Here is a 24,169-nt window from a genome sequence, read left to right on the forward strand (position 1 = left end):
CTACGACACCATGAGTTTCTGCCGGAAGAAGGCGTACTTGAGCGCGGTCTCGAATGCGGCCTGCCGGTTGTTCGCGGTATCGGCATGCCCGCCTTCGGTGCTTTCGTAGAACCAGACCTCATGCCCCTCTTCCTCCAGCCGCGCCACCATCTTCCGTGCATGGCCGGGATGAACACGGTTATCGCCGGTGGAGGTCCGGTACAGGATCGGCGGATACTGCCTGTGGGGATCTGTCTCGTGATACGGGGAGATTATGTACGCAGCCTCCTCCGGGATATCGGGGTTGCCGTATTCGGCTATCCAATTCCTCCCTTGGTGCAGTAGGTGGTAGCGCTGGAAATCCGCCGTGGGGACCTCGCCGACCAAAGCGCCGAACATCTCCGGATAGCGGGTGAGCATCACCGACATCAGCAGGCCGCCGTTGCTCCTGCCGACGGCGCCCAACTGTTCGTGAGTGGTAATGCCGCGTCTGACCAGATCCATCGCCACGGCGACGAAATCCTCGTACACCTTGTATCGATTGGCTTTCATGGCACTGGTATGCCATTCCGGTCCGTACTCGCCACCACCACGGGTATTGGCATAGACCAAGATGCCACCATCCGCGATCCAGGCCATGCCTGCCGCGCCGTCGTACTCAGGCGTCAACGAGATTTCGAAGCCGCCGTAACCGTGCATGATCGTCGGACCGGTCACGTTGCGGCGACGAGTGACGAAGTATGGAATCGAGGTGCCATCAGCCGAAGTGGCAAAGAACTGTTCGGTAACCACGTCGGTGGCATCGAAAAACTCCGACTCCTGCTGAACCAAGTGCAACTCGGTGTCCACCGACCCGGCAAGCAGACGGGTGGGGGTCGTGAATCCTTGTGTAGAAACCAAGAACTCATCACCGCCCGCGATCGGGTCCAAACCGACCACTTCGGCGGTCGACATCTCCGGGATACCGTCGAGCGTCCGACGGGTCCAACCATCGGCGGTGGGGGTGAGAATTTCGATCTTGGTTTTAACGTCGGACAGCAAGGTCAACAGCAGGTGATTCTCCGTCCACCCGTAACCGTGCAGAACGGTGTGCGGATCCGGGATGAACAGGGCCTCGAACTCACGGTCGCCGGCCAGGAATCTGTCCAAATCCGCGACCAACAAGGAGCCTGCGGGGTACTCGAAAACGGCGAACGTCCACGAACTCTTGAGCTCTACCATCAACCAGTTTTCGACCCACCGCACGTCCGCGTCGGTCGGAATCTCGAGCTGCTGTATCGAATCATTGTCATGTATTACGTAGTATTTGGTACTGAAGAAATCGAGCTTCCGCATGACATTGCGCGGCCCCATACCGGGTGTGCGCTCGTACCCGGCGACCACGTTGCCGCCGGTGTCATCACCCTCGACCAGTGTTTCTGCGGCACTCAGCGGCGTGCCCCGCCGCCAACGTTTGGCTATGCGGGGAGAACCGGACTTGGTCATGGTATCCGGCCCGAAATTTGTCGAGACATAAATGGTATTTTCATCGACCCACGCAAATCGGTTCCGCGCCAAGGAAAGCTGGAACCCACCGTCGGCAGGTGTTATGAATTTCCGCTCCCGAAGGTCGTATTCGCATACAAAAGTGTCATCGCCGCCGCTGAGCGACAGGCCGATCAGCGCTCGATGCTGCCCGTCACGCAATACCTTGGCTTCCCCCCAAACCCAGGTCTTCCCCGTGGTCCCGGTCAGCGTGTCCAGATCAAGCGTGTCCAGATCGAGCAGCACATCCCACATTGGCTCGCGATTGCGGTAGCTCGCAACGTCGGTCCGCCGCCATATCCCCTTCGGATGCTCGGAGTCACGTCGGAACTCGTAGAAATACTCACCACAACGGTTCGGAATGATGATGTGGTCGTCGCTGTCGAGCATGGCAAGAATCTGCCGTTCCAGTTCGGCGAATTCCGGTGAGGATGCGAACTGGGCGACCGTGCGTTCGTTACGCTCGCGAACCCACGCCAACTGACGCTTGCCGGTGACGTCCTCCAGCCACAAATACGGATCGCCGTGCCCGTCTCCGGATGAGTCGAACTGTGGTACACGGGTTTCGGAGTCCAACACCGACCGGGCTTTATCGCTGACCTGGTCCTCCGAGCGCCCACCGGCACTCGGCTCGGCGCGTGGCTGTGTCGGCGGCCCCGTATCGGCACCGGACCCCTCACCGGGATTCCGCCCGAACATCCTGCCGAGCGGCAAACGCGGCAGGCCCGGATCACCCACACCCGACACGATCTCGCCACCCTCGACCACGACCGCCCACACACCGACCGGCTCCCCACGATCACGACACCAATCCTCGAACGCCGTCTCGTGCTCCCCCTCCCGAACCACCACCCGACCATCACCCTTGTGCACCAACAACACAGCGTGACCCATACCGGTGTCGTCGTACACCTCGAACAACACCGCCGCGGCATTCTCCCCGCGACCGGCCAACTCCCGAACGACCGCCGCACGACCAGCGAAACCCGCCGCACGATGTCGCAACGCAGCAACAATCTGTCGCCCGGACACACCCGCCAGACCCACTTCCCCCAACGCCGACCAATTCACCAACTCGGCGCGCTGCACCCCCTCCAGACCGCGGAACGCCACCGGCACACAATCATTCACGTGCCCCGAACCATCGTGCGGCACCCACGCCGAGGTCGCACCACCGACCGCTTGCATCTGGTGCCGGATCTCGGCGATCAGTTGCTCGGCGTCTTCCGGGGTGATATCCAGGTGCGCGCTCAACTCTGCTGTCAATTCCGGATCCGGAGGACCCGACAGCGCTCGCTTTATTCGCTGCGCGAATATCGCGTCCATCGGGGCTGGACCGGACTCGCCCACACCATCGCGCGGACGGGCTCCGAAATCGCCGACCGGCTTGTCCATCAACATCGCCCGCCGCGCGAACACCTCACGCGCCTCGGTGAGCGCAGCCAGTTCGAAGCCCAGCTCCCGAGCGGCCTCCGCATCATCGGGTTCGATCCCGGTTTCCGAGAGTCGCCTGTCCTTGTATTTGTCGGCCGCGCTGATCAATCGTCGTGTCCGCTCGTCCACGTCCGGATAGCGAAGCTCGAAGTGGGCTCGACGCACAGCATTATGGGCGGCGGCCCAGGCGGCCAAGGTGAAGTCGAACGAAGGGATGAAATTCAGGATCGCCTTCATAATTGCTATCCGGGCTACTTGCGCGAATTCATTGCGCAACTCGCGCGGAACTCGCCAGCGGCGCGCCACCTCTTCCGCAATCGAATCGTACCTCGAGTATATTTCTTCACGGATCCGTCGTTCCTCGGGAGAATCCGGACTCGAATCGATCAACTCCCAGAACAAGTGATTATCAGGCCCGGTCGCTCCGGAATCCACTTCGGGATAGAATCGCCGCAGCGCCGCAACAAGCATTTCTTTCGGCATATCGAGACGTTCCCGCATGGTTCGAAGCATGAGTATTCCCGGCTTCACTTCGCGCTCCACTGTATAAACCGACCGCCGAGGCCATCCGACAAATTCGGCAAACTCGAATTCGGCCATTTCGGAGCGTTGCCGAATCCCCCTCGTCCAGCCGTGCACTGATTCGTAGCGTCCAGGAGGTGGAATATCTATTGCAGGAGACGATCCGAAATTGCGCTCGAGACACTGGCGGGGCACGCCCACTTGATCTGCCAATTGCGCCCACCGGCTTTGCTGCCGAGCACTGATGAGATAGAAGCGCATCAGCGCTGCCGCCATGGCGTCGTTCGAAATTCCCAGAACTTCTCGGAGCGCGCGGAGAAACGCCGCACTCGGCCTGATGTAGTGTTCGAATACGCGAATCGACGACTGTGTGGTTCCGATACGTGCCGCCAATGCTCGTTGAGTCAATCGGTTGTACAGACGTACCGCTTTCGCCCAATCGTGCACCGAGTCATAGACAGCCGAGTCGGGGATTGTTTCTCCGGCGGGAGCCATTCGATAGCTGTATCCCCAGGACAGCGCCAGATGGTTCCAGGGACCTGCGCGATGCAGTACGTGATCGTATACCCGCAGCATGGCGAGGTCGTCGGGCGGCATTGCCCCCTGCAGATACCGCCGCATCGCCGTCGCACCGAGCCCGAAGACGCGCGCCAGCCCTGATACTCCGATTCCGTTCAGACGCCCGAAGTAGCGCAAGTACTCACCGAATGATCCGACGGCGAGCAAGCTCGGAAAGGTAAGCGACTCTCTCGGGAGGGAGAAAACCTCGGCGATCTCTTCACTGATCACACAGTCGGACAGCACATCTACAAGGTCGTACACATCTTCATGCCCGGGAACGTCGGCTCCGCTCTCCCACCGTTCGATGTCGACGTACGTTTTCCCACTCCGGGTGGCCAATTCTGTTCGAGACCACCCTGCGGCCATACGTAGGAATCGTAGATATCCGGCGATTCGAGAATAGCCTTCCGGATATGCGGCTCTACCATTTCGGGCAAGTAGCTCCGGGTAGTGTCGTGCGGCATCGGTATACGTGTCTCGGGCACCCGGAACCCGGCGCAGCAGCGCACGCACCTGCTCCGTGCTCAATTCTGTCTCGCCCCGCTCGGCGGCGGCCCATGTCCCCCGTGGCGCGTCGATCAATTCGTCCATTCGTTGCGGCGCCATGCACAGGAACCGGCGTATCGCCGACAGCCAGGCTGTCGTGCCGCTCTCGCCAGGCCCCGGGAATTGTCCGGTCGGCATCGCATTGTGAGCGGTGGGGTCCAGCCCGGCGCGCGTCAACCACCGATCCGTCTGGGAATTCTCCAGGTGGTGCATCGCCAGATAGTCGGCGAGGCTCTGCCTCGGCTGCCCGGATTCGTCTGCCAGGAGTGCCCGATACCACTCCACGAACCGCCGTTCTTCAGGAGACGACAGAGCATCGAATATGCCCTCACTCAGATAGATCGACAACAGTTCCGGAGCAAGTGACCGGGCCAGCCGAATGCTGATCCGGTGCAACGATGCGTCGACCTCGCTGATACTCGAGCCGGTATCCCGTGCGATCTTCGCCTTGTCGTACAGCAGGACGAAATGCCGTTCGAAAAGGTCTCGTTCGGCATCGGACAGCACCGTCGGCAAGTGGCGAACTACCAACGGGTAATCCCGCGTCGCTGCCAGTTCGACCAGTCGCATCGCTATGTCGTCGACGCTGTCGAGTGCTATCGCCATCCGCCGTATCGCGGTGCGCACCAGGTATTCCACCGTGGACACACCGACCCATCGCACCGCAGCCCTGCCGTGCCGTGACGTCTCCGGGTCCCCGAACCTGGTGAGGAGGAAGGTCCGCCAGTCGTCGGGCAGGTCGGCGAACACGCGCTGGAACTCCGGGTCACCGGCCCGCGCCAGTACATCTCGCTCCCGCTCCGTTGCGGCCCGCTCCAACGCCTGCCGGAGCCGGACATGCTGGGCATACTGCTCCTGATCCCGCAACACGTCGTCCGCCAACGACGAAACCCACTGTTGCGTATCAGCGTCTTCGGCCAAAGCGCCGACACCGCGCTGTGCCCGCCGCAGCGCCTCCGCGGTGAGTTCCTGCACCGACTGGTCCGATTGCGCGAACGCCGAGACGTGTCGGTGCGCTACCTCGCGGAGTCGGTCCCAGTCGAGCCTTCGCCACTTCTCCCCTACCCCCACCGGGTCTCGCACCAGGTCCGGTGGAAGCTTCCCGACCCATTGCTCGGCGAGGGAATACACCCATTTCTCGACAGTGTTCTGGCTGCTGCCTTCCGCCGCGGCTATCGCGCTCGTACTCTGGCGACGCACGAAAAACCGGTCGAACCGTGCCCCCATCGACTCGGATATCTTCGGCAGATAGGGCTGTAGCGCTTCGCGCGCGTAGGTGTGCACCTCCCGAATCGCCTCCGCCGCCTCGACGCCGGTGAGCAGAACCCCGCCGGACAGCAGTGTGGCCAATGAGACCGCGATGTCATGCTGCTGATCCCGGATGGAATCCGCGGGGCGACCGAGCATTTCCGCCAGCTCGAGAATCGGCCACTTCTCGAGGAACAGCCTTCCGGCCACTTCTCGATCTGTTTCGGGAAGTTTCGGAATGCAAAGCTTCAGCTCGGTGCGCGACGCCGCACGAACCATGCGCAGCTCATCGCCACGGCGATGATAAGGAATATTGTCCGGCGGTACGTTCACCGCCGGAACCGGCGACGAGTGCGGTGCCGCAGCGGATGCCATATCGAGGATGACGCCGGAACGCACCGCCCGGTAGCGGAGTCGGCGCTTCGCGGCTTCCACCCGTTCCCGGGTTTCAGCCCCTACCCCCGCACGGTTACCGAATACTTTCTTGACAGTTCCCAGTGACACCCCGCATTCCCGAGCCACATCGTCGCGGGTAGCTCTGCGAAGCACACCACCACCGGTGTACCGCTCGGGAAGATCCGGCGGCAGCATCTCGACCACCATGGTGGCGATCTGATCGAGAATTTCGTAGATCCGCCGTCGGTGCTGCCGCTTCGCGGCAACCATCTCGTCCACCGTCTGCCGGTTCACGAAATACCGGTCGAAGTCGTCGAGTTTCTCCGGGGCGATTTCGGCCAGTTTCCTTCGGCAGTGCGGTAATAAATGCCGTTCGTACTCGGCTACCGCCTCCACCAACAACAACGTGGCATTGTCGCCACTCCCCGAACCGTTCAGCGGACCGTCAAATTGCCTCGGTGCTGTCGGGCGCCGACCCGCCTGGGGCGACGCTGGCCCGCTTGTTTTGTGTACTTGGCCCTCAAAGCGACGGCGCTCGTTATGCGCCTGAGTCGATGTGTCTTCCTCGTGCCCGCTTTCCCGCGACCGCACATCGTCCAGGCGTGCATACGCCATCGAGCCGTCGCCAGACGGCGACGGCTCGGCATCGGCGGGGTCGCGCGAGTCCGGCGGCAGGGCGGGGTCGGCGGCGAACCACACCGCCGGGTCACGTCGCCCACGGCCGAACGGGTTCGCGATCGGATCCGGCGGCAAGTCCCGTGGATTTCCACCGATCTCGGCGAATACGCCGACCAGACCGGCCGGATCACCATGCCCCGCAGCGGCACCGCCCGCGAAAGCCCAAGCGTTCGAGGGCAATCCCGAACCCGCCGGGGTCACCGCGGTTCTGGCCTGCGCCCGATCTTCCGCGGTCGGGGCGTCCCACAGCCCGCGGGCGTAGTTCAGGTCGGAGGTGAGGTCTGCCGTCATCTCGGACGATTCCGGCCCGGCCAATGCCCGGATCAATCTGCTGATGCGGAGATAGCCGTGGTAGATCTCCTCGTTCCCACCACGGGGCTCGGTACCGAGGGACAAACCCAGTGTCGCCCAGGCGAAGTCGGGGTCAGCCCACATCACCCGGCGCCATCCGATGAACCCGGACACTTGGCCGTTCATGAACAGGATGTTGTCGATGGTGAGCGCGGCGGGAATCAGCTGGGACCGATTGGGCTGCAAGGTAGCAGCCATCGCGAGGATCGGCGCGAACGGCTGGTCCGGAATATTGTGGGCAGCAAGCTTTTCCGGATACTCCGCCAGCAAGCTCATGTCCTCGTCGACGAGTTTGCGCAGCAGTTCCGCGGGATCCTCCGCGACCAGGTGCACGTCGCCGACCTCCGCTCGGGGCACTTGTCGCAGCTGCTGCAGCAATACCTGCACCGGAGCGATGACTTCATTCCGGACGTGCACATGATCGGCTGCGGACAGCGGATGTCCGGGCAGGCGCTCTTCGATGATCAGCGGCCCCGGCCCCTCCTCCCGTATCGCCGGATCCAGGACGAACAGCGGGCGCGGCACCCTTTGCACCCCGTGACGATGCAGCATCGCAAGCAGTTCGTGCTCGTGCCCCGCACCATCGCCGCGGAGCGGGCCCGGCAGGCCCTCACGGTCCCCGACCACGCAGAAACCGTCGCCGACAACGACACACCAGCGGTAGGTGCCCTCGATCCGGATTACACTGGCACGCGGGATCAGGTCGATCAGCGACTCTGCCTCGGCCCGGTCCATCTCGAGCCTCGCGGATTGGTGGTCTCCCAGCGTCCGGTACGCCCGCGCCATCCGCCGGGGAGCCTGCAGCGCACCGGGATCAATAACCCGGTCGACGGGTGTCACGAACGGATCCAAGGTCTTATCCGCACTCACCGTCCCGAAATAGCGCGTATGCATCGCGAACGTGAAGGACCTTGCCCACCCTTCGGGGTTCTCCCTCAAACGAGTGTCCTCGAAGTCCCCCGTCCACTCACGCACACCGGCGGGCAGTTCGATGCCGAGTGCATCGGGGTTGCGGTGCAGGACAGTGAACCGCGTGACTCGATTCCACCACGGTTCCCTGGTGCCGACCACCGTGAGCACCACCTTGCCGGTGGACTTGCGCAGCGCCTTGCCGACCGCAAAGACGACGGCCGCACTCGCCGCGCGGCGTTTCACCAGTGGCCAGCCCGCCATCGCCTTACCGGCGAAGCCTCGGATCGCCGCCGTAATTTCTCGGATCGTCGCCTCGTCGAAGACCTGGCCGTCCTCGCGGAGGGGCACGGTGGTCACCGTGGGATCGGACGACGTATCGACGATCAGATCGTGGTCGTGCCCCATCGCGCTTCTGACCAGATCGACGCAGCCGCGGGTGGACTTGCCCGCCATCTCCCGGACGGCGGCATAGCTGGCCATGTACGTGGTGTCGCGACTGGGATCCAGCTGCCGCCCCAGCACAGCGGGAACCGTGTCGTGTGCCAGCCGCTGCGCATGCAGGATGGCCACTGCGATCTTGACGTTGGGGGTCATGTCGGCGCTGGACAGATAACCGGCCACGCCCCGGTGATGGAGGATCGCCTTGTCCCAGGATCGTGGGCCGAGCAGGGCCAGATCCCAATCCACCATCCCGAATGGGTCGAGTTGTGTGTTGTCCGGGATATCGTCCCCGTGCAGCAGAGTGAAGTCTTCCGGTTCCGCCTCGTCGACCATTGCCTCGACGAGATCGAACATATTCCTCGGAATCTCCGCTTCATCGATGATTGCCGCCGCCTCCTGATTCTGCAGCAGGGTCTCGAACAGCCGCCGCTGCTTATCGATGATCCAGCGGAAAAACCCTGCGGTGTCCCGGTTTTCCGGCATCTCCTCCAAGAGCAGGGCGCGCAGTTCCGGTTCTGGGATCAGATCCAGCTGCCGCCACAACGTGCGATAGCCACCCATGACCTGTTCGCGCTCGGCGTGGTATTCGGTGGCGGATGCTTGATGGCCGGGCAGCATGCTCGTGACCACGATCGGGGTGGACTCGGTCGCCACCCACCGGTCGAAGCACATTTCGGTCAGCACTGCATACGGCAGCGGCACATTTTCCACCCCGTATTTCGCAAACAAGCGCAGCAGCTCGTGCTCCCGGAACACTCGCGGATCCACGCCTTCGGACGGTTTGCGCATTCGCACGAACAAGCCCTGCCGTGGCAGTGCGTAGTTGAAATTGTTGTGTCCCTGCAGCAATTGACCGGTCCGCAAAGCCGCGGAGACCGTAGCTTCGGCTGCCGACCTGGGCATGGACGGGCGCGGATCGTCCACGGCGCCCTGCGGCCGGAACAAGTCGGCGTGCACCTGTCCGGAGGAATCCGCAGGCGCCATTCCGACGGCGAAATCGTCGGCAGGTCCTCGCCAGCGCACACCACCATCCGGATCCGGAACACCCTCGGAGACCGGACGGCCATCCTGATCGAGGAACAACGCCAACATGCCGGACCGACCCGGCACATCCTCCGGCACAACGAAATCCGAAATGAACTCCCCCTTACCCGGATCCCGCAACTCGAACCACACACGATCACCGTCGACATGACGAATCAACCACCGAGCATGACCCAATTCACCCCGCCGACCGAACAAAGCAGGCTCGAATACCACCATCGCAATCCCGTCACCCTCCCCCCGCGCATCCAGAACCCGCCCGTGCGCATCCAAACGAGCCACCGCATCAGCCAACCCCGCGACATGCTGCGCCCGACCACCCAGCGCATCCTCCATCACACTGACCAGCACCCCGCCCAGGCCGGCCCTGCCCAGCAACCGAATGTCGTTGCGACCGAACCACCGAGCCACATCCTCGACAACCTTCGGACCGCACTGATAGTCCTCGAGTCCATCCGTCGTCGCAGCAGCAGGATCGGTCCACTCGGCCGTCACCTCGGGTTCCGGTGCCGCAGGCACACCCCGAGCCTGCAGCGGGAACTGGGGAGGCTCAGGCGCCGGAACCGCGCCACTCGATTCACCCACTGCCAGTAGGTGTTCGACGCTTGTCCGCAAAGCCGGGTCGATGGCTTCGACATGCTCGGGCCGGGCGGCTGTGTCGGCGGGGGCCTCGGCGTAACCGCCCTGGACGGCCCACTCGATGATCGCGTCGATATCCGAGGTGCCGAGGTTCCTGCGAAGCTTGTTCCGCGCCTGCTGGAACGCCCTGGTGGAAACGTGTAGTTCCCGCGCTGCGTCCGTGTCGGAGAGCCTGCGCGGAAGCAACCGCAAAACCTGTTTCTCGCGGCGGGTCAGCGATGCGAAATCACCTGTCGGGCCGGCCGGTTCGACAATGCCCTCCGCGGCCGCATGCACGGATTTGGCGACCCGGGTCAGTGTGCTTCGATCAGTGCCCAGCTTGGCGGCGAGGGCATCGAGATAGGCGCGCACCCTCGGTGCGGTTACGCCGAGATTCGGGGCAATCGCGTTGAGGGACAACCCCGCCGCGACCTGGCGGAGCGCGGTCAGCTCGCGGGTGGTCGGCGTTGGCTCGACGTGGCTTTCCGGCGCCGCTGTGGCCGGGCGGGCAACCGCGCGCTGCATTGTGCGTACCGCAACGTCCAGAGTCTGCTGGACCTTGCCCGTTGGGGCGTCACCGCTAGCCGAGAGCGACTGGGATTTTCCGGTGGCATGTGCAGTGGGGGCCTCGGCGGCATCAACCAAGTGGATGGTTTTCGCGATCAGCTGTCCGGTGGTGCCGCTGCCGGTCAGCTTCTTCAGGCGGGCCATCGTCGTCCGTACAGCTTTGAACGGGAGCTGCAGTTCCGTCGCGATTGCCTGGTCGGACCTGCCTTCGGCCTTCAGGAGGATGATCCGGCGTTCCTGAGCATCGTCGAAAGAGTGCTCATTCGCCGTGGGCGGAGGCGCGAGGATCTCCCCGCGAATGGCCGCAGCGACCAGCGCTGCCTGATTGTCGACGACGCCGAACACCTCCGCCAGCGCGGTGTATCGAATATTCACCCACCCCAGTGACCGGTCGAATTCTGCTGCTATCTCTTTTCGGCCGTGACCACAGGCGATCATGGTGAGGATGCGCATCAATTCGGCATGCTGTCGCACATCGGATTCGGTAGGGGTGGAAACCAGCTGGTGGATCGTCTTCGCCACCAGTTCGGTTGTGGTCTCCGAATGCGTGACTTCCCTCAGCTCGGCAAGTACCTGATGCACGGCGCTGGGTGACAGGTGTACCTCGTCTACACACTGCTCAGCCGTTTTGCCTTGCGCTTTCGCAGCGAGGATGGCCCGTTCCTGTTGTGTCAGGACGATCGGGAACTGCGCGGGCGCGTCGATGAGCCCGCGCCGGATTCCGGTCGCCACCAATGCAGTGTCGTGGTTGACAGTCCACCGTTCGGCGGTGCTGTGGACAGCGACATCCAGCTCTGTGGCGAGGGCGGCAGCGCGGCTGATCAGCCACGCGGGTGAATGGTTCAGAGCTGTTGCGGCACTCGCGATGGTATGACCTGCTGCGAGAAGTTGGAGCACAATTCTCTGGAGTTTCGGTTCCCAAGGTTCCTGAATTATCCTCTCGGAGACCGCGAAATCGAACACCTCCGTCCAGTTGCCTGCGGAAAGTTTGTGCAGGACATCCTTTCCGATCGCATAGGCCGTCTGTGTGGAAATACCCAGTTGTTCGCCCGCTTCGGCGTAGCTCATGCCTTGTGATCGCGCTTCGATAATTCGCGTTTCTCGATCGGACAATCGCGGCCGGACCGTTTGACTGGTCGATGCTTCGATAATCCCCATTTCGATTATGCGCCGAAGTATGACATCTCGGAGCTTGAGGCCCAGGCGGTTGCCGATTTGCTGCGTGTATTTTTGAATGGTGTTGGCAGACAATCCCATTGCCGCAGCACACTGCTCGGGTTTCTTGCCCTCACCCAACAGTCTGAGCAGTTCGGCATGGCGTGGTGGAAAATGTACCGGGCGGAGTTGTTTTTCCGCTGCATGTGTCGTTCTCTGTGCGCCTTCGGATTCCGCCGGATCCCCGGCGGCTCGGGCCAGCGCGCGACCGTAGTCGATATTCAATCTCTTGGCGATCTCGACGTACAGTCGGTACAGAGATTGTCGAGTAACGCCCAACTCATCTGCAATTTGCGCATCTGTTGATGTGCTCAGCCGTCTGAATACCTCCATGTATTCTCCGCCAGGATCCAACTCGGCGTCATCCTCGCCGACTTCATCACGACCCGACCCGGCGTCACCCTCACCGACTTCGGCATTGCCGGTCCCATCGGCAGGCGAGCTGTGATCGGGTATCGCAGGGGCGTCTGTTTCCGGCTCGGAAAGTCCATCCTGTCCGATATCCACCCGAAGCTGGTGGGCGAGTATGCGGGCAGCTACCACGACTCTCATGCCGCCGGGTTGGCCGACTCCGATTCCGGCAGGCCCGACACGTGGGTGCTGCGGCGTCGGCCAGAGAGCGTCGAGCAATTCGCGTTGGGGGTCGCTGAGGAGCGGCGATTCCATGGCATGTTGTAGCTGTGCGAGAGTCGCCGTCTCGAGAACCTCCACGAGTTGGCCCGGAGTTTCCCTCACCGGGCGGGCCACAGTATCCGAATCACCGAACGCAGCGACCGCCAGGACGAGTCGTCGCCGGAATTCGACGAACATGTCGAATCGCGGAATGCATCCCCTGGCCTTGGCAACGATCCAGCGCTCGATATCGAGGTCGTCAGGCACCTGCCGGAGGGTATACACCGCGCGGGCGAACGCTTCCTCGGTGACTTCGCGTGCCAGCGGTGAATCGCCGTAGCGGCGCGAAATCCATCGATACACCTTGTCGCCGAACCGCTGTTTCAGCAGATCGATGGCCTGCTCCCAGTTTCCCTGTGCATCAATCTCTTTGACGACCAGGGTCAATTGTTCCGGGGTCAACTCCGACTTCGGTGTGCCGTCTGACGGGTTCGATGACGGTTTACCCCTGTTATCGCTCGTGGCCGGGGCCGCGTTCGCACCGGCGTTCCACTCCAGACCGTCTTCTCGATGGTGGAACTCTTTGCCGACCCCGTCGCGGAGGCCGAGTGGATCGAGGGTACCGGCACGGCGGCTCTTGCGGGCGGGCCGATCCCCTGCGGCATCTTCGTCCAGCAGCGGCGCATAGGAGGACACGGCTCCAGGATCCTGCGCGGCCGGTCCCTGCGACCGCACATCATCCGGGCGTGCATACGCCATCGCCCCGTCGCCAGGCGGCGACGACTCGGCATCGGCAGGGTCGTGCGGTTCCGGCGGCAGGTCGGGGTCGGCGGCGAACCACACCGCCGGGTCACGTCGCCCACGGCCGAACGGGCTCGCGATCGGAGCGAGCGGCAAATCCCGTGGATTGCCACCGATCTCGGCGAATACGCCGACCAGACCGGCCGGATCACCTTGCGGAGAATCGTTGCCAATGCCCTGATCCGGCGCGGGAGCTGCCTCGGCGGCATAGTCCGGGCGGCTCGGGAGCGCCCCGACACCATATCGGGCGCGGACCCGGTCGGCGACGCCGCGGTAAAACGCGGGGACGAACTCCGGTGTATTCGGCTCGGCGTCGACCAGATCGATGCCGATGATCTGCAACGCCCGCAGCACTTCGTACAACGAATGATGTTGCGATGCCACGAAAGCGATGACCGCGAACAGGAAATCCTCCCATTCGACATCCTGCTTCGCCCAGTCCTGCGGAGTCATGAACCATTCGGTCGGGGCCATGAAACGTGCGGTGCTGCCCGCGACTCCCGCGGTGATCGGGATACCCCGGGCCACCATCTCCTTGAACCAGGCACTGCGGTTGTCGAATTCGACGAGCGCTGTTCCCGGCCGCCACGGCAATGCGATATCGAAGAGCCGGAAGTCGGTGTTCGCCACGGCTGCTGGAGCGATCGGCCCTTGGTCGTGGAAGACGAGCACGCGGTCCACAACGGCCTTACCGGACTCGTCGTATACCCGGCGGCCCTGGGAGTCGTAGGTGTAGAGCACTTCGACGTGACCGTGCTTATCGCCCGGGATACGCAGCAACTGCCGCTCCAAGCGTCCGGCATCGACTCGGCCGCGCGGGTCCCGCGGTAGCACGAAGTCCGGCCCCAGCACCTTCTTTCGCAACAGCCGCAGCTGCTCCGGCGGAATCGCCGCCAACTCCCGAGGCGATAAGGGCATGCCGAGGTGCAACAGGTTTCCGACGGTGAATGCCCGGCGGCGCTGCGCCTCTGTTTTCCGGTCGCGATTGGCCGTATTCCTGCCCTGGTATTCCTCGACCGCGGACTGCGCCGCCGGAGTGTCGCGCACGAAGTACGAAACCTCGCGCAAGTCCCGCTCAACGATCTCGGAGTCCGGTTTCGCGTCCCGGATATTCCGCAGAACCGGGCGCAGCGCATCGATGTCCAACCCCGCCGCGCCCGCCGCCAGCTCCCAATCATCCGCGTTGAAAACCGCGGCGAGCCCCTCGTTCAACGTGGTGCCTGCCGCACTCTGCACCTCGGCGTTGCGAACCAGCGCGTTGAGGATCGCGGACATCAGCTCCCGCAAATTCCCGTGCCGACGCAGTTCTTCCAGCGACACCCACCGCGGCACCGCACCGCCCCATTTATCTGGATCGCGCACCGTCTCCGGCGCCCCCGGAATGTTGTAGGCGTAGAAGGCGGAGTCGATCTCTTCCGGCGTCGCCCACGGGTGCAGCTGGGCCAGCACCACACGCAACCGATCCAGCACGGCGACCGCGGCCCGACGCACCTCGGGCCGGTGATACAGCGCCCGCACCAGGACAACCTCGTTCTCGGTCCGCAGCTGGCGCCAGTTGGTGACACCGTCGCCCGAGCCCCGCGGTGCGCGCACACCCGATGCGCCGGTCGCTTCCGGAGCCGCCGGCTCCGTAGCCGGAATCTGTTGCTCTTCCGGCCGCTCATCGGTCGACGGCATGCCGCGCTCACCTGGCGGGATGTGAGCGGGATCCGGCATCGCGACGGGCTGCGGCCGAGTTGCCTCGGTTGCTCGGTCTTTCGAGGATGGGCGTGGCCCGGGACGCGCGGACCCGCGACCCCCGAAAGCACCGCTTTCCAAGTCATCCCCGTCGGCGGCAGGCGTAACCGCGCCATCGACAACCATCTTCACCGCACGACGACCGAATCCACCGAACGGATCGGCCACCACGGTAACGAGATCATCGAGACCCCCCACCCGCACCGGGCCGAACGCCGGCACGGCAGGCAGCGCACCCCGAACGGAACGATGCTGCTTACCGCCGCGCTCAGTCATCTCGGCGTCGAGGTCTTCTGGCCGGGCACCGAGGCGCACGCCCTCCAGCGCCCGCGGCACGAACGACGGCACCTGCCCCGGCTCCAACGGATGTTCGGCCACCCCATGCTCGTTCACGAAGATCGCGAACACCTGATCGATCCCCGAGCGACGCCGCACCCAGTCATAGAACGAGATCTCGCGGCCGTCTTCCTCGACCACGACGTCGCCGTATTCGTTCCGTTTCACCGCCACCGCATGTCCGAAACCGGTGACCTCGGTCAACCCCTGGAAGGTCACTCCCATGAGCACGGCCCCACCGTGCTCGGCGACGTGCTCGTGTACCGCGTGCACCGTCAAGGGTTCTTCATGCCAGCCCGCGCGCATCTTCATCGCGCCGTCTCGCGGATCCGTCCCGGCGAGCCCGGCATCGAACCCGGCCAGTTCGGCCGGCGGCTCCACACCCACCGCTCGCCAGACCGCCACCCCGGCATCGATGAAACAATTCTTCGGCGCGGTCCCGTCCAGATGGACGACCATCTCAGCATCCGGCCGGTCGCGCCAGCCGTCATCATTACGTGGTCCGACGCGAGAATCCTCTTGAACGGCCCGAGCGACTTCCAGCAGCGCGGTGTCCAGTTCGCCCCCGCGACGGTGCGTCTCGTTGGCCGGGCGCAGTTCCTCGACGCGGGTGTCGAGTTCGCGGACATACCCTTCGAGCCGCTCGAAGTGTCGGGCCCAGTGTTCGCGGTTCTCGGCGGCCTGCGCCATCGCGTCCAAAATCCGGGTTATTCGATCACCCTCATGGCTCTCGCGGCGACCGCGTAACCGTCCGAGCACGCCGGACCGTCCTCGGGCACTCAACCGACGTATCTGGTCTAGCGCGTCGGGGCCGGTGCCCAACCGTCCCTCGTCCTGGGGCCGCTCCGCGAGGTAGGCATGGCGACGCTCGAGGAGGGTCAGCTCCTCCCGCTGGTACGCCGAATACACCTGGTGCAAGGTGTATTCCAGATTTTCCAGTATCCGGACCCTGGCATTGCTGCGTTGATGGTCACGGCCCTCGGCGATTTTCGCGTCGATTGCACGCAACCGCGTCCACACCTCCAGCGCGGTGTGATCGCCTCGTTCCCGCAGCGTGGCACCGAGGGCGGCCAGCTGGTCCGGCGTCCACGCCGCCGGGTCATCGGATATCAGCGCGGCCAATTCCGCGACGGCCTTCCCGCGCCTGCGATGCAGCCGCGCCAACCTGTCGTAGCTCAGACGTTTCGGGTCGATCGCCGACACGTCGGAGTCCGCTGCCACCGCGTCGGCGAAATCACCGTACCCGTTGTCCCGCAGCACAAACCGCGCGAAGTGGCTGATTACCTCGATTACCTGAACGCGTTCTTCGGCAGCCCACCAGAACCGATCACCGCGCAGGTGGTCTATGCCGGTCACCACGTCCCCGGGCATCCACCGCGCGTCCTTCACCACGCGATACTCGGTTACCCCATAGCGCTCCATGAGTGCGGCCAGGCTGTGTCGGCCAGTGATATCGAGCAGATCCGGGCTGTCCGGGATGTGTACGGCGCTGTGCACCGGCCCCCACGTCCCGTCGCGCTGCGGCCCGCCGATGACCACGATGTCCCAGCCGGTCATGTTGTGCAAGGCGGAGGAGAACCGGTGGCAGAGCGCCTGTCCGAATACCACTTCGGCGTTTCGGTCGATGTCATTCGCGGTGAAGCGGTACGTCGCACCACGGAAATCGGATATGGACAACCGGAACTCGGTACTTCCGTCGAAATCGAGCGTCAACGGGGCACGGCGCCAGTTCTCCTCGGCACCGTCGGACGGAGCCAGCGACTCACGCAGCCGACGTAGCTCGGTGCCGAATCGGTGCGGCGACGGCGGCCCCGCGCGGGACTCGGCACGATCGTCCGGCATGCCACCGATCGGCACCGCCGGGGCGGAGTCGCCGAGCACCTCGCTGCGGTCGCGTCCTTCGTCGAACCGCACCTCGGGGCGACCATCGATGCCGATGACGATGCCGTGCACCGCAGTGATATTCCAGCCGGCCCGCTCGTAAAGCCAAGTGCGGTAACCCCGCTCACTGGACCAGGTCTTTTTCCTTCCGTTGATCTTCTCTGTGATCACCACCCCACCGTCGGCGGTGCGCTCGATCGCGAAGGCGTGCGCGCCCGCATCCCCGAATACCATTGCGCCTGCGATGAACCCGACTTCCCCGTCGCGCACCATCCGCAGCGCCGTACGCAGACCATCGACACCGGAGCCGAAACCGCCCTCATGCCAGTCGGCGCCCAGTGCCCGCGCCAGCTCGTCTTCCCGGACACCGTTGGCTTTGACCCCCGGACTGTCCACGAGCGCAGGCGCATTCGGCACAATGCCGGCCACTCTCTGCATGAAATCCCTACCGGCGGTGGCCACCGCCGGGGCGCAGTTCAACAGGCCGCGCAGCTTCTTCGGAAGTCCCTTGACTGCCGGACGCTGATAGGGGATCACGCTCTCGGCGGCAGCGGCACCCGTTCGGCGTTGAATCGCTCGCTGCGGCTTCCGGTCGGCGGGGTCGGTGTCCAGCAGCTCGGCCACCAAGCCGACCCCACGCTGCCGCAGTTTCGCGACCGTCCTGACCTCGCCACCCAGCTCGCCGGCAATCTCGGCATCCGACCAGCCCAGCAGGAAAAGCTTGATCGCGTCCGCCGTGTCCGGGGACAACAGCGCCAGACAGTGCAGGAAATCATCGGGATCGTCGGCCAGAGCTTCGATGACTCGCGGGCCCGCCGCGCCACGGGGTCTCCACACCCAGACACCAGCAAGGTTTTCGGCGAATTGTGCCCCGACATTCGCCTGGAGATCTTCGACCCGGTCTGTGGTGATCCCCAGGTCCACGGCGGTCTCGGCAACCGAGCGCCCCTCGAAAATGCGCCGTTCGATGACCTTGCTGCGCATGTCGAAATTCAGCACCCGCATGCCATCTCGCAGTCGGCGCGGGTCGATCCGGCCCAGCGACTCGACCATCCGCCACGCCTCGTCGGCGCTGACCCAGCCGAGCTTCGGCTCGGCGCCGAACAACTCGACCGCTCGACGGGTGGCGTGCTCGCGCAATGCGTCCAGGATCCCGACAGTCTCGCCGAGCCCTGATCCGGCACCGGGCTGGAGCTGTCCGAGTGATGTAACAGGCGTCGGTGCGACACCCGTCGCCACGCCCGCGAGGTTCGCGAGTGGGTAGCTGCCGGTCGGTTCCTGCCCAGGAGACAACGGTCGCAACGGCTTGCGATGCGCATCGAACACGATGCCGTGCAGCGCGCCCTTCGGTTGCCGCCATGCAACGAACGGCACATCGATGACCTGGTGGCCCTTGCGTTCGTGCACCCACACCCGGCCATCGTCACGCCGGTACAGCATGAACGCGTGCGCGCCGAACGGCTCGTGCGTGACGGCACCCATGACGAACTTGCCCTCGGCAGCCAACGCACGCATCTGCTCCAGGGATTCGAAGGGCTCTTCTGCCCAATCGGCCCCCAACAGCTTCGCGAATTCGACCGGGCTCAGACCTGCCAACCGGATCTGCTCGTCGAACAGCGACGGGATATTCCCGGCCAACTCGAAACCGAGCAGCCGCGCGAAGTGCAGGATCTCGAGCGCGCAAATCTTCGGGATGTCGTCGGACCGATGCGACAGCTGCGCTCGGCTCGGCTCGACCGCACCATCACCTACGCCCGGAACCGCCCGTGTCGACCTACCACGCTCGGCCTGTCGAACCGGACCGGGCATTGGGCGAGCACCCATATCGGGTTCCGGCTCGGCCAACAGCTCCGTCAGCTGAGCAAAAGCCTGATCCAACCGCTGGTTGTACCGGAGTTCGACATCGGGGGTGTCCATCACCAGCCGCTCGAACGCCACCGCCTCGAGCTGGTCCGCGGCGGCACGCAACCGGGCGAACCGATCCTCCCAAGCGACGTATTGTTCAGCGGCCGTGCGCAACCGATCCAGCTGTGCCACCCGCGACCGCCAGTTTTCCCCTTCGCCGACGACTTCACCGATGCGCGCGACCACCCGCGCCGGGTCGATCGGATCGGTGACGGCGCCCAGATACTCCACTTCGGCGGGGAAATCCGCGATGCACTCGGTACGGATCGTGAAATAACGCCGCTTGGCTGCCAATCGCTGCCGATGGCTGCCGCGCAGATTGTGTTCCAGCGCATCGAGTTGCGCGGCCCGCTGCGCCGCGATCGGATCCGCACGCAGTTGCGCCCGCAACCCCACCAGCATGTCGCCGAGCCGCGGCCGGGGTGCCGCCGACCCGGCCTTCGCGGTCCGCGTGAGATCGGCGAGCAGATTGTCGAACAGGTCGTTCAACTGGTGGCGTGTGACGAGTTTCGCTTCGTCCGTAGGAGCAAGGGCGACCGCGAGATCCGCCCCGAACAGCTGGCCGGCGAGCTGATCGAGGGTGGCAGCCGCCGAAGCGAAGTGCACGAAGGCATCCCGGGTGTCGATCCGCTCATGCATACGCTTCGCGGCGTCGCGCAGCACCAGTTCCATTCCGACGAGTTGGGTGAGGCGGGTGTCGGCCCGATGGATGGTGGCGAAGGCCAGCACCGCCTCGAACAAGTTCAGGAAGACGAGATCGTCGTAGATGTCATCGGTCGGCTGGGAACGGATCGACTGGTCCAAATCCTGCCACACTCGCCGAGCGATCATCGGGTCGGCGAATACGTCTACCGACATTCCGTGACGCGCGGCGACCTGCGGCATCAGCTCGTGGAATCGCTGTTCCCAGTCCGCACGCACCCGCGAACCCGGCGCCGATAGCTCATCCAGGCTCGTGCTTGCGTCCTCGGCCAGTTCCCGCAACACAGCCTTCGCCTGGGCACGGCGCTCGACTTCCTGGAAAGCCAGCGTCACCAACGACCTTCCGAGATCGGGCCCTTGTTTCGGCGGGTTGTCCGCCGCATGCGTGTTGATCACGACCTGCGGCCGCTGGTCGGACCGATACCGTGGCTCCAGCAACTCGGTGACGCGCTCGACAAACGCCGCAAGATCCGGCCCCCGCCATACCAGCGTCGCCACCGCCGCATCGTCGTCGGGCGACCGCAGCTCGGCAACCGACGCGTTGTGCCGGTCGAGGCCGCGTATCAGACTCTCCCGCAGCGAGATCGGGTTCGTGCGCCCCACGGTCGCATGGACCTCTATCCGCCGCGCGGTATCGAGGTCACCGAGCACAACCTCCGCGCTGCCGCCCCACCCCAGCGAGAGCGCACGCGGCTCCGGGGAATTCCCCACCTCGCTGGAAAGCCAGCGCAGCAGCACCCGCAGCTGCCACAACTCCTGGCGCCGTTGCTCCCGCAGCTCGCCCGGCTGCGCCGGCACCGCACGCTCGAGCTGCGCCAACTGTGCCTCGAACGGATACAGCAACGGATCCTCGAGCTGCGGATCACCGTCGAACTGGGTTCGCATCTCGGGCGTTTCGCACGCCTCGAGCACGATGTCCACCCCGGCATCGTGACCAGCAAGCAGCACCTGTGCCCGGCTACCGGTGAGCGCCTCCCTGGCCGCGTTCATCGATGCCACCCGATCCACCAGGTTCCGGGCATCCACCGCTGTCCGGATTCGCTGTGTCTCGCTGTCGGGTCGTGCCGAGGCAAGCTGGTCGCTCATGTCGCCGTCGAGCAGCATCACCAATACCACCCGCTTGGACGGCTCCTGCTGCTTCTGCTGCTCGAGGTGGTAGGCGGCCTGGGACATCAGGTCTTCCAAGCCGAGGATGCCCGGCACCGGCCCGGGCAGATACCAGATCACCGTGTCCGCCGTCGCCACGATGTCGGCGGCATCGCTGTCTGCCTCGGTGTCCCCGATGGCCACCAACAGTTGCGTCCGTCCCCCGTCCGGCACCACGACGCCGTCGGGACCGTGGTCCGGAAGGTACCGGGCCGACAACAACTGGGTCCGCAGCCCGAGTTCCGCGATCTGGTGGCCCACCATCTCGAGCGTCTCGGCGGCCCGTTCCAACTGGTGCAGCCGCGACTGCCGCGACTCGTCGAACCTGCTGTTCCTGCGCTGCTGCTCGATCTGTTCCTGCAAGTCCGCTCGCGCCCAGGTGTCCACGGCCGCCGCGGGTAGCGCACACATCACCTCAGCCAGTTCCGGGAACCGAGCGAGCAACTCAGCTGGCGATACACCCAACTCACTTGCCCGGGAGAGGATTTCGGCCACGACGCCGCCGCGTCGGCGAGATTCCGCGACGATCTCGTCCGGCTCGCCCCGGGAGGACAATGCCGCAGCCAGCGACGACGCCCCAGCCCGATGCACGATGTCCTGTACGGGCGCAACAAGATCGGGGACGGTGGACTCGAGTTCTATCCAGGTGACGGTGCCCACGCCGTCCGCGGTGCGCTCCACCCCGGCCCAGCTGCGGCTCGTTCCGACGTTGGGCACCGACTGCAACGCCCGGCTGTTGTTGTGCAACTCGATCCGCAATCTGCCCGCGACCGCGCGCAGCACTAGCGTGAGGTCACCGTGCTGCGTCGGGTCTTCGGATCTGGTCTGGTAAACCACACCGTGGACCAGCTCACGCACCCGGTCACCGATCTGGCCGACCGACCATCCGACCCAACCCACCAGCTGTTCTTCCAGCCAAGGCTGAACGCTCGACAGGTCGGGCTCGGCTACCGACTGCCCCGGGTTCCAGTCCAACTCGGCACCGAGTTCACCACCAAAGGTCACCATCGGGTTCAGCTCCCCGACAGACAATTCCACCGCCATCTCGGACGCGTTCGCGAAGCTCCTGGGTTGTCCGGCGGGCGCGGCAACGTTCTCGGTCGGGACTTGCTCATTGCCGGGCGCCCAGCGATTCCTCTCATTCAGCATCCGCTGGGTGATCCGCTCGTGCAGCATCCGCACCACCGGCGCAACGCTCTCGGGATGTGGACCGAAATCGACTTCCCGATATCGGAGCAGCGTCGGATAACCGCGATCCCAGTCCCACTCGCCCGTTTCGTCCGAGACTATTTCCAGGATCACCCGACCGGACGCACCCTCCACCGAATGCAGGGTCAATTCGACCGCGAGCCCCTTCTCACCCGCTGTGCCGATCCCTCGCAGCGATGCGACTTCCACCCGAAACGCATTGCCTGCCACCGTGCCCGGACCGGTGAACAGCCAATCCGCGGAGCGGCCCCGGTCGGAATCATGTATCAGTAGCTCGGCAGGGACTTTTCGAGGCTGGGACAACCATAGGATGCCCTCGTTAATCCCCGCAGGACCCATATCCTCCGGTCGGGTACCGAGGCGCACGCCCTCCAGCGCCCGCGGCACGAACGACGGCACCTGCCCAGGAGCCAGCGGATGTTCAGCCACCCCATCCTCGTCCACGAAGATCGCGAACACTTGATCGATCGCCCCACGGCGCCGCACCCAATCCCGGAACCAGACCTCGTGGCCGTCCTCCACCACCACGACGCTGCCGTATTCGTTCCGCTTCACCGCCACCGCATGCCCGAAACCAGTGACCTCGGTCAACCCCGAAAACGTCACCCCCATCAGCACAGCCCCACCATGATCACGAACATGCGCATAGACCGCGTCCAAAGTCAGCGGTTCCTCATGCCAGCCCGCCCGCATCCTCACCGCGCCGTCTCGCGGATCCGTCCCCGCAAGCCCCGCATCGAACCCAGCCAGCTCAGCAGGCGCCTGCACACCCACCGCTTGCCACACAGCCACCCCGGCATCGACGAAACAATTCTTCGACGCCATACCTTCGAGATGGACCACCATCTCGGCATCCTGGCCGTCGCGCTCGACGCGCGGGGGCGCGGCGAGAGCGCGGTCGTTGTCGATGAACCGGGTGGCCGCCAATAGCGCGGCGTCCAGTTCACCATCCCGCAGCCGCTCGGTGGCGAGCAGGCCACGGTCGCGGATGTGGGTCTCGAACCGCGTCAACTTCCGGAGCCAGTTATCGCGCCTCCCGATGGCCTCAGCCATCGGAGCCAAGAAGTCGGCAGGTTGGCTACGGAAGGCCTGGCCCTCCAGGAAGTCGAGTACCCGTCCGATTACGATCCGCCGCGATCGAGCGCGCCCCCGGTCGTGGCGGGCCTGCAACTCACGTATCTGGTCGAGCACATCCGGGCCGGTTCCCAACCACTTCTCGTCCCGCGGACGCTCCGCGAGGTAGGCGTCGCGATACTCGCGGGCGAACTCGTCCGTGCTCTGATACTGCGAATACACATGGCGGAAAGCGGACTCCAGGTTCTCGACCAGCCGGGCCCGGGCCTGATCCAGCCGGCTCGGCTCGACCGCTGGCAGGTCCGGCGTCACCGCATCGGCCAGATCCCCGTACCCGTTGTCCCGCAACACGAACCGCGCGAAATGGCTGATGGCTTCGACAACCTGAATGGGTTCTTCAGCGGCCCACCAGAACCGATTGCCTCGCAGGCGGGCGCTGTCGGTAATCATCTCGTCGAGCATCGACTGCGCGTCGGCCTCCACGCGGAAATCTTCTGCGCCGTAACGCTCTTTGAGCACGGTCAGACTGTTGCGGCCCGTGATATCGAGCAGCTCGTCACTGTCCGGGATCGCCACAGCACTGTGCTTGGGCCCCCAACTGCCGTCTGACAACGGCCCGCCGAGGAGCACGATGGGCCAACCGGTCATGTTGTGCAGCGCGGAGGAGAACCAGTGGCAATACCCGTGCGCGAAAGCCAATTTGACGTCCCGGCCGACAGTATTCGCGGTG

Annotated in this window: 1 protein-coding gene (only partly in view); it reads right to left on the bottom strand. The window is 64.6% G+C overall.

The annotated features are described in order from the left end of the window. Positions 1-24,169: the 3' portion of an HpcH/HpaI aldolase/citrate lyase family protein gene (locus ACIBW7_RS16440; RefSeq protein ID WP_397047094.1), read on the bottom strand. The gene runs 101,990 nt beyond the window's last position; the window shows 24,169 of its 126,159 coding nt (coding positions 101,991-126,159); the start codon falls outside the window, past its right edge; it ends in the stop codon at positions 1-3.

This window comes from Nocardia sp. NPDC049526 (genome assembly GCF_044465765.1).
Taxonomy (GTDB): domain Bacteria; phylum Actinomycetota; class Actinomycetes; order Mycobacteriales; family Mycobacteriaceae; genus Nocardia.